The sequence below is a fragment of the Reichenbachiella carrageenanivorans genome (assembly GCF_025639805.1).
Classification (GTDB): domain Bacteria; phylum Bacteroidota; class Bacteroidia; order Cytophagales; family Cyclobacteriaceae; genus Reichenbachiella; species Reichenbachiella carrageenanivorans.
The window spans coordinates 2,696,447-2,712,461 of the sequence record NZ_CP106735.1 but is presented as its reverse complement, the minus strand read 5'-3'; the positions used below and the strand labels follow the sequence as shown (position 1 = coordinate 2,712,461).

Genomic DNA, 16,015 nt, shown 5'->3' with positions numbered 1-16,015 from the left:
AATGACTGACTATCAATTATTTAACAACTTCAAGTCTCTGATTAATAAATATTATAAAACTAGACAGTTTGCACTATTTTTAATCGCAAGTTTAGGGGTAGGATGTCCAGTATTCTGTCAAGAAGACTCAGCGGCGGTAGAGAATTCATCTCTCGGGCACCTAGAAAAAGCAACTGAATTGATGTTTCAAAATGCCGATAGCGCCATCCTACTTTTCAAACTCAGTTATGTTCAGAGTATGCAGACGGCCGACACCTTGCAGGCCATCGATTGTTTGGTAAATCTTTCAGATTTATACGCTAATAATGCTGATTTTGACCTTGCCTATGACAGTTACTGGGAGGCATTGTTTTTAGCAGACCAGATGGATCACAGCGGTGCAAGAGCAAAGGTTTATAGTGGGCTGGGCTGGCTATATAGTTTGTATAAGAGAGACAATCAGGCCATCAAATACTTTACTACGTCTTTAAAAATAAACAAAGTTCGTATTCAACAGATGAATTTGAACAAACATATTTTACTCAAAGACTATTATGCATTAGCCACACTGTACAGAAAAAACAAAGATTATAAAACCGCGCGACTCTATCTGGATAGCTGTAGGTTGGTTCAAAACATACAAGAATTGCTTCCTACCAGTAGATCTTTTGTGAGTGCAGAACTGGGATACAATCTCTACATTGAAGGCAAGTACCAGGAGGCCTTAAAACTACTACTCCCGCTGGAACCGTTTTTTACCGCTAATTATCCCGACTATTTCGTCATATATCATTCCTTTTTGGGACAGATCTATCAAGCACTTGGAGATCTACCCAAGGCCAAATCTTATTTCGAAAGTGCTATTGCCTCTGGCTTATATCACAAAAGCCATATGGATCTGATGCCTGACCTCTACGAAGCCCTTTCTCTTCTACTGGTAGAAATGGGCGAAATGAATGAAGCTTATGCGATGCTCACGGAGTCGATGAGGTTGAACGAGCAGCTATTTGGTAGCAGAAGCGAAAACAATAAGTTTATTTTAGAAATCAAAGACGAGTTTAGGTTAGAAAAAGAAAATCAGGATAAAAAACTAAACAAAGAAAAACTAGCGAGACTGGAACAGGAAGATAAAGTGTGGTATTTACAATCGTTGATTCTGTACGGCACGATTATTTTTCTGATCATCGTGATCTTTCTGGTGTATAGGTACTTCAGAACAAGATATAAGGCCGAAAAGAAACTATTGAAAGAAAAACAGAGGCTTGAACTACTCAAGACCAAGGAGGTACTAGAAGTCAAAAATAAGGAACTAACAGCCTCTGCCCTACAGGTGATCCAACGAGACGAAGTATTGACCGATCTGAAAAACCAAATCAATGAACAAAAAGACAATCCTGACACTAAAAAACTGACCAAGCTGGTCAAAAGCATTGATATCAGTTCGTCTAACAACTGGAAGGAATTTGAGTCTAGGTTCATTTCGGTAAATAAAAGCTTTTATAAAGAATTGAACTCGGTGTATCCAGGGCTGAGCCAAGGCGACCAAAAAATCTGTGCATTGATAAAGTTGAACTTCACGAGTAAAGACATGGCTAAACTCCTAGGTATTTCGATAGAAAGCGTACACACGACAAGGTATAGGCTCAGAAAGAAATTAAACTTAGACCGCAGCGACAACTTGGAGGATTTTATTGGAAAGTTTGAGTAGGTATCTAAAAACTAGTATAATTCAAAAAAATCAATCATGTAATATCTACTTAACAGAAATCATGACCACTTCAGATTATATTTCAATCATTGCATTACTGATATCATGTATAGCTCTGGGCTTGGCTTTTTTCCAACACCTTTCTAATAGAAAAAATACTTTAAGGTTATTAGTATTTGAATGTACGGAAAAGCTTCGAGATTTAGAATCAAGAGTCTACAATATGAAAATTGACACAAAGACGCTACTTGAAGAAACAGAAGATTCTAAAATACCTGTGGACCGAAAGAAGATCCTATCCATGATTGAAACACTAGAGGAATTAAATGAAAGCTTTGAAAAAAGATTTAATAAACTTCAAAGCAATCATTCTCTGAGCATCTCAAAAGCTCAAGAATTGAGATCTTCATTTAATCAGCACTCTTCTATGATAGATGGTTTATTTGACGCTTTTAAGGAAATTAAGCTTCAACACAAGGAACTAATTGACTTCAACAATGAAACCGACTAAACATAAGTACTTAATCATCAAACATAAAAAAACCCCTATACTTGTTATATAGGGGTAATATGTGGGCCCACCTGGGCTCGAACCAGGGACTTTCTGATTATGAGTCAGATACTCTAACCAACTGAGTTATAGGCCCTTCAAAATAGTCTGAGAGACTGCCTTGAATTTGGAGGTGCAATGTTACATATTTGCTCAAAATTACACAAACAAAAAGGGTGAATATCAAAACAATAATTTTTGACCTCGGGGGAGTAATCATCGATCTGGATTTTAAAAAGACGCCTGAGGCTCTTGCATTACTCTCAGGATGGCCTGCAGATGATATCTATCAACGCTATTGGGAACCGGGGTTATTTCAAGACCATGAAAAAGGACTGATCTCTGATCAGGACTTACGACTAGGCATCAACCAGTTGTTTAAAACCCAACTCTCAGACCTGCAAATAGACCAAGCTTGGAATGCCATGCTAGGCAATGTACCCAAAGCTCGCCTCGATTTTATGTGTAGCTTACGAAAAGACTACAAAGTCCTAGTCTTGAGCAATACCAATGGCATCCACGAAAAAGCATTCAACCAAATCATTCAAGCTTCCTCTGGGGAGCAATCACTTCACGCCTTTGCAGACGAGGTCTATTTTTCTCACGAACTCCACATGAGAAAGCCTGACCTTGATATTTACCAAGAGGTGCTTAAAAGATCTGACAACCGAGCAGATGAGTGTCTGTTTCTAGACGACACACTCGCCAACCTAGAAGCTGCTGCCAGTCTAGGCATCCATACCCTACACATTACCGAACCTGATAATATATTTAACTTGACCGCATATGTTTAGAGACAAGGAACAAAGAGTAAAAATCATTCAGATCGGATTGTTTATCGTGACACTGATCGTCACAACCATATCGGGAGCAGAGTGGATGACTGGTCGTTCGCTTTTTTACGGCGAGGATACCATCACATCATCAGAATTACTTGATGGTCTACAGTTTTCCATCCCCTTCCTACTCATACTCACCGTACATGAGTTCGGTCATTATTTCATGGCGCAGTATCACAAAGTCAAAGTGACCCTCCCCTTCTACATCCCGCTTTGGCTGGGTTTCATGCCAGGGTTTCCATCGCTCGGGTCTATGGGGGCATTTATCAAAATCAAGGACATCATAGACAGTCGAAAAAAATACTTCGATATAGGCATTGCGGGACCATTGGCAGGCTTTGCAGTAGCGCTGTTGGTACTGATCTATGCGTTTACGCACTTACCCGAACGGGAAAGCATCTACAAAATACACCCTGACTACGAGGCTTTTGGACTAGACTATGCTGATCATGTGTATTCCTACGAATACAACCTCCAGCAGCATCACGGATTCTACCTGAGCGATCGAGCCAGCGATTCTCTAGCCTACGTAAAAGACCATGGATCTGCTCAAAACTGGGAGTATCCTGCATTCGAACCTTGGCCAGCATACTCTAGCACCTACTTGGGAGGCAATCTGCTCTTTAGCCTTTTCGAGTACTTGTTTGTGTCTGATCCCAAGCAAGTACCCAACCAATACGAACTGGCTCATTATCCACTGCTATTTGCAGGGTTTCTAGCTTTGTTTTTTACTTCACTCAATCTCCTACCTATTGGCCAACTGGATGGCGGACATATCTTATATGGAATCATCGGGCACAAACAACACAAAGTAGTCTCTCAGGTGTTATTTATCAGCTTGCTTTTCTATGCAGGACTAGGCATGGCCAACCCTCATCGATTATCCGATGGCATGCTCAATGAGTTGATTTATTTAGGATTCTTATTTTTGTGTTTCACAAAATTCACCAACAAAAACAGAGACAAAATCATGTATGCCTTGGGCGTGTTTTCTGCGCAAATGACGGTCAACTTTTTTTACCCTACCATAGAAGGGTATTCTGGTTGGTTGCTATTTTCATTCCTTCTGGGGCGTGTGTTAGGGATTTATCACCCACCTGTGTTGATCGATCAACCATTGGATATAAACAGAAAAGCATTAGGATGGATTGCTTTGGGCGTATTTATTATTTCATTTAGTCCCAAGCCATTCAACGTGATTGAGATTCAACCTCAGAGCAAGGAAGTCAAATCAGAGACACCAAGTGCTCTGTCAGACACAAATCCTTCACCATATTTCACACGAATAGACAGACCCAACTCACGACCTCTGGCTTCTATAAGCTCCATAAATTCAGGTGTAGAAATCAGTGTATTAGAAGATTCGCCATTGGGATCGAAAAACTGAGACTTGAAGGCTCGTACCGCCTCCATGCGAGTAGCCCAGTGATCAGATACGTCTACTACAAAATCAGGCTTCATGAAGTCGGTCTGGATGTAGTGGTAAAGATTCTTGATGTACCAATTTTCCTGTGCTTTGCCACCCCATTCCGATTTTAAATTTTTCAAACCCGCTAGAAATATGGCCTTTTTCACTACTTGAGCTGCTTTAGCATGATCGGGGTGCCGATCTGCAAGCGCATTCGCCAAAATCACCTCTGGCTGGTATTGTCTGATTTTTTTTACCACTTCGAGCACATGCGCATCATCATTTTTGAAAAACACATCTTGGAATCTCAAATTATCTCGAACAGCAAGTCCTAGTATCTTACTCGACGCAGCAGCCTCTTTGTCTCTGATTTCAGGCGTACCTCTTGTTCCCATTTCTCCCCGAGTAAAGTCTACAATACCCACCTTTTTACTTTGAGCAATAAGGGAAAGAATAGTGCCTCCGCAAGACAATTCGGCATCGTCTGGATGGGCAGCAAATACAAGGACATCTAGTTTCATAGTCTCAATTAGGTAATACGTAAGCGCTGGCCTACCCTCAAGATAGTACTTCTTCTAATGCCATTCAAACGGCAAATGGTATTAATAGATACGCCATAACGATAACTGATATGACTAAGTGTATCTCCGCTGCGAACACGATGATAACGGATTTTTCGTGCTTCTGTGAGGTAAGAAAAGGTCTCTGGCGTCACGATCATGGTCGTCGTGCGAATGGTATCATTATCAAAATCAAAAACTTCTTTAGGATCAATAGCATTGCCTGCATAGCGAATCTCAAAATGCAAATGAGGACCACTACTTCTACCTGTGCTACCACCCAAGCCGATCACATCACCTGCTTTCACCACATCTCCAGGCTCTAGCAGTCTTTTGCTTAGATGCCCATAGAGCGTCTCTAGTCCATTATAATGTCTAACCAAAATATAATTACCATAACCATAGCGGTCGTACCGAGCTAATCGAACAATGCCATCGAAAGCAACTCTCACAGAGTCACCCGTGCGGAGTCTCAAATCATCACCATAATGCCAACGCCAACGCCTTAAACCAAATGGAGAGGTCACTTCTGTATTGGGAATGGGCAGAGACCAATCTAAAGAAGGATTATTGAAGGTAAGCGATAAAGCTAGTGTATCGGCAAATTTTTCGCCATCAATTTCGTAGGGGTTGATTTTGGTAGTACTCCACAAGCTATAATAATCTCTAAGTGTTACCCATACCGAGTCGATCATCAACTGCTCAGTGACCTGTATGGGAATTTCGTAAGCCAATATAATCTCAGCAGTATCTTCGTGCACGATACTCAATTCGCGCTGAAGCGAAATTTCTTGCGCTTCTTCCATAGCTAGACTGTCCCAGTAGGCATCTGCTATTTCAAAAAAAGACTCATCAATCTGAACAATCGTGTCTTCAGGATTAATCGCTACAATCTCTTTATTTTTAAACTTAAAAAAATCCTTCAGCTTGGTTTGGCTGAAGGATTCTGTGACTATGCCTACCGATAGTATCGATAGGATTAGTATAATTCTTAACATGTAACTCTACAATTCAACATTCTCAAATTCTTTGGCTGCCAAAAACCTCTCAGCATCCAAGGCACCCATACAACCAGTACCAGCAGCAGTGACTGCCTGACGATATACACGGTCTGCAGCATCTCCAGTCACAAACACACCTTCTACTTTGGTCTTTGATGTACCTGGTTCTACTATCAAATAGCCCGCTTCGTCTCTTTCTAAATAATCCTTAAAGATATCTGTATTTGGTTTGTGACCAATGGCTACAAAGAATCCTTTGATCGGAATATCTCTTTTTTCTCCAGTCACTGTGTCTACTACTCTCATCGCTTCCACTTCTTCTTCGCCCAGCACCTCTTCTGTAGACGTATTCCAAAGCACCTCGATGTTTGGCGTATTGAGCACTCGTTGTTGCATGATTTTCGAAGCACGCATCTCGTCTCTTCTTACCAAAAGATAAACCTTAGGACAGATGTTTGCTAAATAAGTAGCTTCTTCTGCTGCGGTGTCTCCACCTCCTACTACAGCTACATCTTTGCCTCTATAAAAGAACCCATCACATACCGCACAAGCAGATACACCTAAGTTTAATAACCTCTTTTCAGAATCAAGTCCCAAGTACTTGGCACTTGCACCTGTAGAAATAATAACGGCCTCTGCTGTGATCTCGTGTTTTTCATCTACAATTACTTTGTGAGGATAACCAGAAAAATCAACCGAAGTAGCCATTCCAAAACGGATGTCAGTTTCGAATCTTTCTGCTTGCTTTTGCAAATCTGTCATCATCTGAGGACCGTTCACTCCTTCAGGATAACCCGGAAAGTTTTCCACATCATTGGTGGTAGTCAGCTGTCCACCTGGCTCTCCGCCCGTGTACAATACTGGCTTCAATCCTGCCCTAGAGGCATATATAGCAGCTGTATACCCCGCAGGTCCAGAGCCTATAATCAATACTTTTACGTTTTCTTGAGTCATTATTTCAATCCTTCTACTTAAAAATGATTTTGCAATTTAGCATGAAGCTAATCCACTATAAAACATTTGATATCAAAAAAAGTTTACGTTGGATAGATAATATTTATCTACAACCGAATAGCTCTTCCTTTCTATTAATCAGAGGCCTTTTCACGCACCCTGTTCTATGCTCAAGAAGGTCATGTTTTCTCTCGCTCTTTCTAAAGCAAAAAAACCACGCTCAAGGGCGTGGTTTTTATTTATAATTTTAAAAAGGGATTATTACCCTTCTGCTTTCTCCGGTTTTGGCAAAAGTGCTTTTCTAGACAATCTAAACTTACCCGTTTTCTTGTCGATTTCGATCAATTTCACTTTGATCTCTTCGCCTACTTCTAGCACACCATCCATGTTTTCTACTCTCTCCCATTTGATCTCAGAGATGTGTAGCAAACCGTCTTTGCCTGGCATGAATTCGATGAATGCACCAAATGGCATGATCGACTTTACTTTGCCTTCGTAAGTCTCTCCTACATCTGGCGTAGCCACGATGTTATTGATTCTTCTTAGTGCTTCTTTCATGGCATCTCCATCAGCAGTAAAGACGTTTACGATACCGTTTTTATCATCTTCAGTTACTGTCACTGTTGCGCCAGACTCTTTCTGAATCTCCTGAATAATTTTACCTCCTGGTCCGATTAATGGCCCGATCATTTCTTTTTCAATTCTGATCATCGTAGACCTTGGTGCATGAGATTTCATATCCGCTCTAGACTCAGTCATGGTCTTTCTCATTTCCCCAAGGATGTGAGCTCTACCTGCATTAGCCTGCATCAATGCCTCAGCCAATACTTCGTAAGACAACCCGTCTACTTTGATATCCATCTGACAAGCAGTGATACCATTGTCGTTTCCAGTTACTTTGAAGTCCATGTCTCCCAAATGATCTTCGTCTCCCAAGATGTCAGACAAGATCGCATATTTTCCTGTTTCAGGATCTGAGATCATACCCATAGCGATACCTGAAACTGGAGATTTCAACGGAATACCCGCATCCATCAAGGCTAGCGAACCAGCACATACAGTTGCCATAGAAGACGAACCGTTTGATTCCAAAATATCAGACACTACACGAATGGTATAAGGGTTTTCATCATTAGCTGGGAGCATCGGTTTGATCGCTCTCCATGCCAAGTTACCATGCCCTACTTCTCTACGTCCCGGACCTCTGTTGGGTCTTGCTTCTCCAGTAGAGAATGCAGGGAAGTTGTAGTGCAAGAAGAACTTGTTGTACCCTGAGTGCACAGCACCGTCTACCATTTGTTCGTCAAGCTTGGTTCCTAGTGTTACACTAGTCAACGATTGGGTTTCACCTCTAGTAAATATGGCTGATCCGTGAGCAGATGGCAAATAGTCAACCTCAGACCAGATAGGTCTAATTTCGTCTAAAGCACGTCCGTCCAATCTTTTTCTTGTATCCAAGACACATTGTCTGATTGCTTCTTTTTCTACATCGTGATAGTAGGTAGCAATTAGAGCTTCATTGTATGATTCACCTTCTGGCAACTCAGGCAATGCCGCTTTATATTCTTCGATAATCGCTGCAAATTTCTCCTTACGGATGTTTTTGTTTGGATTACCTTCTTTTGCTACTGCGTACACAGCGTCAAAAGTTTTCGCCTTGATGTCTGCTCTCAATTCTTCATCAGGTGCTTCTTCGTGGCAGTATTCTCTTTTCTCAGTTTTTCCAACTGCTTCAGTCAATTCGATCTGAGTATTACACATATCGATAATAGCGGTATGTGCTTCTTTGATAGCAGCAATCATGATATCTTCAGACACTTCCAACATTTCGCCTTCTACCATCATGATATCATCTTTGGTACCAGCAATGATCATATCCAAATCAGACCCTTCCAATTGAGTTTTGGTAGGATTGATTAAGAATTGACCGTCTTTATGAGCAACCCTCACTTCTGCGATAGGACCTCCGAAAGGAATGTCCGACACTGCGATAGCAGCTGAAGCAGCCAAAGCAGCAAGTGCATCTGGAAGATCATCTTCGCCTAATGAAATTAGAGAAATCTGAACTTGAGTCTCTGCATGGTAATCGCTAGGAAACAAAGGTCTCAATGCTCTGTCTACTAATCGACAAACCAATACTTCGTTGTCAGATAGTCTACCTTCTCTTTTCAAAAATCCTCCAGGGATTTTTCCCGCGGCTGCGAATTTTTCCTGATAATCAACAGACATAGGAAGGAAATCCACTCCTTCACGAGCGTCTTTGTTTGACACTACTGTGGCCAATAACATGGTTTTACCCATTTTAACTACTACAGAACCATCAGCCTGCTTGGCCAATTTTCCGGTTTCTATAGTAATCTCTCTACCATCTTTTAACTTGATGGTTTTAGTTACTACGTTTAATGACATAAGTAATTTTTTAAATTTTGACTAATAAAATTGAGTGTGAGTAATGTCAAAATTTGAAATTAACGAGTGAGAAAGAACAAAAAAGGAAGCCCGTGAGAGACTTCCTTTTGCGCATATTTTTATTTTCTTAATCCTAATTCAGCGATAATCGCTCTATATCTCTCGATATCTTTTTTGTATAGGTAATCGAGAAGACTTCTTCTCTTTCCTACCAATTTCAAAAGACCCAATCTCGTTGAGTGATCTTTTTTATGCCCTTTTAAATGAGCAGTCAAGTGATTAATTCGGTAAGTAAAGAGAGCGATTTGAGATTCCGCAGAACCTGTATCCTTCTTAGACTTTAACCGACCATGATTTTCGAAGACTTCCTCTTTCTTATCTGTTGCTAAATACATGCTTAGTAAAAAGTTTAATTATATATTTTTTCGAACGGCAAAAATAGGCATACAATTCATTAAAAACAAAGCTCTAGACTATTGCTTTTTGTTTACCCTTGCGACCCACCAGTTTTTAATTTTATCTATCCAAACACTGTAAAAGTCTGCATCAAAAATCTTGGCATCCTTACGCGCCTGCTTCAGGAAAAATACCCCAACTGGAAACAGCACAAAATTGGCCATCCAAGCCGCATAAAACCCATCTACCACACCACTTTTTGCCCACTTATCGCCTACACTAGTCAGTACATAAAAGATAATAAAGAAGAAAATGGAGATAATCACCGGAAAACCCAGCCCTCCTCTTTTGATAATAGCACCCAATGGCGCTCCTATCAAAAACATCACGATACATGAAAATGCCTGCGCATACTTTTTATATTTCTCTACTACGTGAGAATCCAAAGAGGTTTTTAGGCTCTTCATTCTGAGCACTGTACTATTGAGCGTGGACTTGATGTTTCGCGCATTGCCTACAGCCCGAGACAGCACTTGGTCTCTTACTCCTTGCTCTTGGTATACACTATCCATTTTCAATTTCACCACCGCAATCAGCGAATCACTAGAAATGTAAAGACTATCAAACTTTACTTTTTTCTTCTTCTTGACAGCCAATGGATTGCTCTTTGACTTAACCACACCTTTGCTCGTTACAAGGCCAGGTTTTTGATAGGTTTTCCGTTTTGCTTTTTTCTTAGCCGAAGAATCAATTTTCGCCTCCCCTAGCTGCTCTAGCGAATCCGCCACAAGAGCCAATTCCTCCATTCGTTTCAACGAATCCTGCAACACTTTCTTTGCCTCTCTTATCGAATCTACTTCATGTTTTTTCTCAACCAAACCCATGGGTGGTTCTAAATAACCTGCCATATGCAATCGATAAGCTCCAGCCACACTGCCATATACTTTGTATTTCGAATCCATCATCGAATGGCTCATAGAGTCGATACTGCTATTGAGTTCCTTGATCCCTTTCATATACCTATTGTCTGCAAATAGACTTTCGTCGGTATCATTCAAATCGAACGAGGCCAAACTAAATACCAAATCCATATTAGCAAATTTAGTTCTGACAAACTGAGCCACTTCATCCTTATTTTTTCTTCCTGACTTTTCTTCCTCTTCTATATAATGATTGCCATTATACAAATCCATTTTGAGATAACGATCTCCCATGAAAGAATACATTCGACAAGAATCTGCTATAATCACGCGTTTGTTTCCATCTCCCTCTGTGTGATCATAAATCACAATATTCTTGATAGAGATACCATCAGGGTATTTTTTTTCAATTTTAATACTGTATTTAGGAATCCCATTATAAAACTGACCTTCGCGCAAGTCCATCGATGGCTTGGTTTGCTTGATATCATATAGTAAGCTAAATGCTCGTAGGTTGGCCTTAGGCACAATATAGTTATTGAGCAAGAATGCACCAATGGCCAATAGGACGCAAAACACAAAAGTGGGCAAAATGATCCGCAGCAAAGAGATACCCGACCCTTTGATTGCTGTGAGTTCAAAATGCTCGCCTAATTTACCATAAGTCATCAGAGATGAAATCAGCACGGCCAACGGCAAAGCCATGGGCATTTGATTGATACTGAAATATCCCATCAACTCCCCCAAAACCATAAAACCTAAATTCTTACCAATGAAATCGTCGAAGTATTTCATCATATAGACTAGCAATAGGATAAATACTGCTACGAGAAAGGTGATCACAAATGGCCCGATAAAGGATTTGAGAAGAAGTTTATCGAGTTTTTTCATGCTGGCCTGCTGATATAAGAAAATGGAGTGTTCAAAGTACCTGAATAATATTAATCATATTTGTAGCGCCACGAAACTTGGTGTGTTTGGCAAAATCGACCACTATCCACAACAAAAGCATCAAAAACAAAAATACTGCCACAAAAAATATCTTTTTAGACTTATTCATCGACCTCTATATTCGTATTACTATCGGTAGTGAGTGGAGCAAATTTCACATTAATAAATGATAATATAAAGCCAAATCAAGATTGTCTGACAATTTAGCCATACGGAAAATCATACACATCGATATGGATGCCTTTTATGCCTCGGTAGAGCAGAGGGATCACCCCGAACTCAGAGGCAAACCTGTAGCCGTGGGTGGCAGCCGATCGAGAGGAGTAGTGGCTGCGGCATCTTATGAAGCCCGAAAGTATGGTGTGCGATCTGCAATGCCATCTGTAATCGCCTACCGAAAATGCCCTCAATTGACTTTCGTCAAACCAAGATTTGATGTATACAAAGAAGTTTCTCAGGTGATTCGAAGTATCTTTCTGAACTATACAGATTTGGTAGAACCCCTTTCATTAGACGAAGCTTACCTCGACGTGACCAACAACAAACTAGGTCTACCTTCTGCCACACTAATTGCCCAAGAAATCCGACAAAAAATTTTCGATGCGACTCAGCTTACCTGCTCAGCGGGTATTTCAATCAATAAATTTCTAGCTAAAACCGCCTCCGATATAAACAAACCCAACGGCATGAAACTAATCAAACCTGAAGAGGCCGTAGCTTTTATTGAAACACTCAATATCAAAGATTTTTTTGGAGTGGGCAAAGTGACTACTGAAAAAATGAAACGTATGGGTATTCACAATGGACTTGATCTCAAACGCAAATCACTTGGGTTTCTTACCAAAAATTTTGGGAAAAGTGGTGCCTACTATTTCAATATCTGTAGAGGGATAGACAACAGACCTGTAAACCCTAACCGTATTCGAAAATCTGTGAGTATTGAAAACACCTACGATCACGACCTAACAGACATCGCTGAAGTGCATACCGAATTGCATGTATTATCTCACGAACTGGAAAAACGCCTTTCGACTAATTCCATCTTAGGAAAAACGGTAAATATCAAAATCAAATATGCCGATTTTGAACAAGTAACTCGTAGCAAAACCATCCAACAATGGCTTGGAAAACATGAAGAGTACGCTCCCATTTGGCTCGAAATCACAAAAGACAAAGACTTAATGAATCGCCCCATTCGCCTACTTGGGTTAGGGTTGTCTAATTTGAATACAGAAGATAAGGAAGACAAAGGCTGGCAACTAACCCTTGAGTTTTAATTTATTTCGCAGCCCTCAACGCCAAGTGATCTTGTGAACTTTTAAAGTCCTCTGGCGTATCGATATCGTTCCAGTAGTAGCCAACCACTTCGATCACCCGAGCTTTTTTCTCAGCCGCCAAATGAGTCACCAAATTAGAAATAGACAACTTTTGATTAGTGGCAATGTGGTCCAATACATCAAATACATTTTTCTTCACATAGAACAAACCTGTATCATAATAATTGTAGCCTTCTATCTCTTTGCCTATACGGCTAATGTAGTCATCGGCATCAACCTTAGTCACATCTTCGAGGTCAATGTGTCCATTGTGCTCACCAGGCACATCCACAGCCAGCTTCAAATAAGCCCCCTGATCAAAAATTAACTTGCCTTTGAGATCTTCAAGAAACGCCTCCTCGTAATAATGATCAGCCATCGTAAAGAAAAATTCTTCTTCTCCCAGCTCTCGCACCCAATCTTTGGCTGCATACAACGAATAGCCGTTTTCCAACTCGTATTTGTCGTTGTATATCGTCGTAATGTTCGCGTTATACTTTGAGCGAATATCGTCACAAATTTCTTCTAAAGCTGGTCTATGAAAACCAGTAATTACCGCAAAATCTGTAACACCTATCTTTTGAAATTGGTCAATGTGACGTTCCATTAGGCTTTGCCCTCCTACTGTCAAAGCAGATTTCGGTAGTCCCAAATTCAAACGTAGATTTTTGCCAGCGGCGAGTATTACACAGACCATATAAAGATTGTAATCAGTTGATAAGGAGCGCAATGTTAGCGAATTATCAACGATATATTACCGAATAGATAATGAAATTAGGCAGATTTCTGAGTTACAAACTGGTATTTCAGTTGTTTCAAGAAGTCTTCATCTAGGAATTTTTGCGCTAGCATCACTATGGCAATAGGAATCAATTTGATCAAACACACAATTAAATACAAATCGAACCTCCCCATAACACTAAATAGCATGATCAAGGTACGGTGTGTATTTGTACCTCCTACGAGCGCCCACCAAAACATAATTGGATGGAAAGTAGCTCTATATCTTTCTACAAACTGCTCTCGGGTATCGTCGTTGAATGCCACTTCTTCGTAGACGTCTCTCATTTCCTCCGTACGAGTCACTAGCATCCATTGTCTCTTGGTATAATCGATTTCTATCGCTCGAAAAAACTTATCCCAAAACCCAGTCTCTTCAGCTGTACTTGTTAGCTCTTCCACTTTTTTTACTTTGGATCCTTCAGATCCTGCTATGTAGTAAAGAAATTCGCTCTTATAAAAATCATACACCTGAGAAGCAAAGATATGCGATACCATTCCCGCAGGAATCGCTAATAAAAAGATCGACCATCCCATCTCCCCTTGCACATAGTATGCACAAGCAGACAAGTAACAAGCGATAAATATCGCACTATCAATAAAACCATCTATAAACCTCCCCAATTCCGTAGATTGACCAGTCATTCTTGCCAACTGACCATCTGCGCTATCCAGTACACCTGCGAGTGTAATGAGCACTGAGGCCCAAACCGTAATCACCCAACTGTCTTGATAAAAGAGCATATAACCGCCAGCCACACCAATAATTAAACTAATAATGGATACCTGAGTAGGCGTCATATTAAAGAATTTGCCCATTTTAGCAAAATACAATCCAAAGAACCGGCTAAATGCCATATCAAATCTTTCTTCGATATCCATCAATTTGATGGTGGCCTTTACTTCTTCATTATGATTATGGAAGTGATTTCTTATGCTACGTAACATGCGATGCGTATTATTGTTTCAATTTTGGTCAATCGAACGCTAGCTCTTATGCGGCTGCAAATTTAAACTAAATATTGCACTTCAAGCTTTCGTCCTAGTGTGATGACTTTTGAAAGATATATTTCAAATTGATAACTGTCGCCACTAGATGACAAAGCCTACTGATGCCAGCGAACAATAGTGGGACAACGATGCTCCGTTTATCCCCCAAACTTTTTTTCAAAATACTGTTTGCAAGGTCTGGCTTTGATATTTTGCTGATAAAATCTTGTACTATTTCCTGATTAGTTGTAATCATCACTACTTCTTCTTCAAAATAATAGCTGATAAAGTCAAAATTGCTACTTCCACAAATCAGCTGCTTACCATCGATCAAAATGGCTTTAAGGTGCGACATTCTACCCTGATATTCATAGAAATTGAAATACCCTTTCATCAATTCATTGGTCAGAATGGCTTTGAATATATTCTTGTTATTGATCCCTGGCGACACAATATCCAACTGCACACCATCTTGCTTATGATTTCTTGCGTAGCTGAGTAGCGGATCTGAAACATAGGGAGAAAAAATCTGAATGGACGTCTTCGCTTCGTCGATATGACGAAAGACTTCTTTATAAATCTCTTTGCTTCTGTAGCCATCGAGGTAGTACATTTTGGTATCTCCTAATTCGTCTACCGTGGATTGATCGTCTTCAGCAACTGAGCGGTGAAAGTCGTTGGACAGCGACTTCACCATGTCCACACTATGCATCTCCACCATCATGTCGTGCCATTCAAAATTGTGCTCGCAGAAGTTGAGCCCACCAATAAAGGAAACCTCTTCGTCGATCACTACCATTTTTTTATGGTTGCGGTGTGGGTATTTCAAAAACAAAAAGCCTAATGGATTGGTGTATTTCACCTGGATACCGTGCGCCCTTGCCTTGGCGATGATAGCCGCTGTGTTTTTCACCTCCTCCCGAAATGCTTCATCTTTGAAATAGCCCAGACTATAGATAAAACGGTCATTGATCACAAACTTAGAATAAGAATCGAGGCACAACTGAATATCCTTTGCGGGAGAAGCCACCAGGGTATCTATGAGCCACTCACCCACGGTATCTCCTTCAAAAGACATGGCTTGGATGTATATACTTTTTTGCGCCTTAGCGGCTAATGCCTCAAAGCGAATCTTAAACGCCTCTGAGTCTACCAATACCTGTCCTGTCATTTTATTTTTGATGGGTTAGAAAAAGAAAACAGCAAAATTAGTTGAAAAGCGCAATTACCGAAGGCTACACATCCAGTATTGCT

Annotated in this window: 13 protein-coding genes, 1 tRNA gene and 1 pseudogene; 5 read left to right on the top strand and 10 right to left on the bottom strand. The window is 40.5% G+C overall.

Annotated elements, in window-relative coordinates:
- Position 1 precedes the first annotated feature (1 nt).
- Both N7E81_RS10735 and N7E81_RS10730 read left to right on the top strand, forming a co-directional pair.
- The gene (locus N7E81_RS10735; protein WP_263049590.1) at positions 2-1,687 is read left to right on the top strand and encodes a tetratricopeptide repeat protein; all 1,686 of its coding nucleotides are present in this window, start codon (positions 2-4) and stop codon (positions 1,685-1,687) included.
- Between the two features lie 61 nt (positions 1,688-1,748).
- A complete protein-coding gene (locus tag N7E81_RS10730; RefSeq protein ID WP_263049589.1) occupies positions 1,749-2,198 on the top strand; it encodes a hypothetical protein in 450 nt (149 codons plus the stop codon).
- Positions 2,199-2,260: 62 nt separating this feature from the next.
- On the opposite strand, the gene N7E81_RS10725 is transcribed toward N7E81_RS10730, so the two are convergent.
- Positions 2,261-2,334: transfer RNA gene (locus tag N7E81_RS10725), tRNA-Ile, on the bottom strand.
- 79 nt (positions 2,335-2,413) lie between these two features.
- On the opposite strand from N7E81_RS10725, the gene N7E81_RS10720 reads away from it, so the two are divergent.
- On the top strand, positions 2,414-3,031 hold the full coding sequence (locus N7E81_RS10720; protein WP_263049588.1) for an HAD family hydrolase: 618 nt from the start codon (positions 2,414-2,416) through the stop codon (positions 3,029-3,031).
- Positions 3,024-3,893 (top strand): annotated as a pseudogene (locus tag N7E81_RS10715) (site-2 protease family protein); the annotation flags it as partial. The gene N7E81_RS10720 and the pseudogene N7E81_RS10715, both read left to right, overlap by 8 nt.
- Positions 3,894-4,288: 395 nt before the next feature.
- Here the strand turns inward: N7E81_RS10715 and bshB1 are convergent.
- The 6 genes from bshB1 to N7E81_RS10685 all read right to left on the bottom strand — a co-directional run bounded on the left by bshB1 (position 4,289) and on the right by N7E81_RS10685 (position 11,615).
- Positions 4,289-5,005, bottom strand: coding sequence for a bacillithiol biosynthesis deacetylase BshB1 (gene bshB1 / locus N7E81_RS10710; protein WP_263049587.1), 717 nt, complete (start codon positions 5,003-5,005; stop codon positions 4,289-4,291).
- An 8-nt stretch (positions 5,006-5,013) separates the two neighbouring features.
- Positions 5,014-6,042 (bottom strand): M23 family metallopeptidase, encoded by a 1,029-nt coding sequence (locus N7E81_RS10705; protein ID WP_317624036.1) that lies wholly within the window; start codon positions 6,040-6,042, stop codon positions 5,014-5,016.
- 6 nt (positions 6,043-6,048) lie between these two features.
- Positions 6,049-6,999 carry a thioredoxin-disulfide reductase gene (trxB, locus tag N7E81_RS10700; protein WP_263049586.1) on the bottom strand — a complete coding sequence of 317 codons (951 nt, stop codon included), beginning with the start codon at positions 6,997-6,999 and terminating at the stop codon, positions 6,049-6,051.
- A 261-nt stretch (positions 7,000-7,260) separates the two neighbouring features.
- Positions 7,261-9,408: a polyribonucleotide nucleotidyltransferase gene (pnp, locus tag N7E81_RS10695; RefSeq protein WP_263049585.1), complete on the bottom strand. Its 2,148-nt coding sequence runs from the start codon at positions 9,406-9,408 to the stop codon at positions 7,261-7,263.
- Between the two features lie 119 nt (positions 9,409-9,527).
- A complete protein-coding gene (rpsO, locus tag N7E81_RS10690; RefSeq protein WP_263049584.1) occupies positions 9,528-9,803 on the bottom strand; it encodes a 30S ribosomal protein S15 in 276 nt (91 codons plus the stop codon).
- A gap of 78 nt (positions 9,804-9,881) precedes the next feature.
- The gene (locus N7E81_RS10685; protein WP_263049583.1) at positions 9,882-11,615 is read right to left on the bottom strand and encodes an LptF/LptG family permease; all 1,734 of its coding nucleotides are present in this window, start codon (positions 11,613-11,615) and stop codon (positions 9,882-9,884) included.
- A 293-nt stretch (positions 11,616-11,908) separates the two neighbouring features.
- On the opposite strand from N7E81_RS10685, the gene dinB reads away from it, so the two are divergent.
- Positions 11,909-12,952, top strand: coding sequence for a DNA polymerase IV (gene dinB, locus N7E81_RS10680; protein WP_407692715.1), 1,044 nt, complete (start codon positions 11,909-11,911; stop codon positions 12,950-12,952).
- 1 nt (position 12,953) lies between these two features.
- Here dinB and N7E81_RS10675 read toward each other — a convergent pair whose 3' ends face one another.
- The 3 genes from N7E81_RS10675 to N7E81_RS10665 all read right to left on the bottom strand — a co-directional run bounded on the left by N7E81_RS10675 (position 12,954) and on the right by N7E81_RS10665 (position 15,932).
- A complete protein-coding gene (locus N7E81_RS10675; RefSeq protein WP_263049581.1) occupies positions 12,954-13,688 on the bottom strand; it encodes a phosphocholine cytidylyltransferase family protein in 735 nt (244 codons plus the stop codon).
- 77 nt (positions 13,689-13,765) lie between these two features.
- Complete coding sequence (locus N7E81_RS10670; protein ID WP_263049580.1) at positions 13,766-14,719, bottom strand: CDP-alcohol phosphatidyltransferase family protein; 954 nt, start codon at positions 14,717-14,719, stop codon at positions 13,766-13,768.
- A gap of 94 nt (positions 14,720-14,813) precedes the next feature.
- Entirely contained in the window at positions 14,814-15,932 is a 1,119-nt protein-coding gene (locus N7E81_RS10665) for a phospholipase D-like domain-containing protein (RefSeq protein WP_263049579.1), read from the bottom strand.
- Between the last annotated feature and the right edge of the window lie 83 nt (positions 15,933-16,015).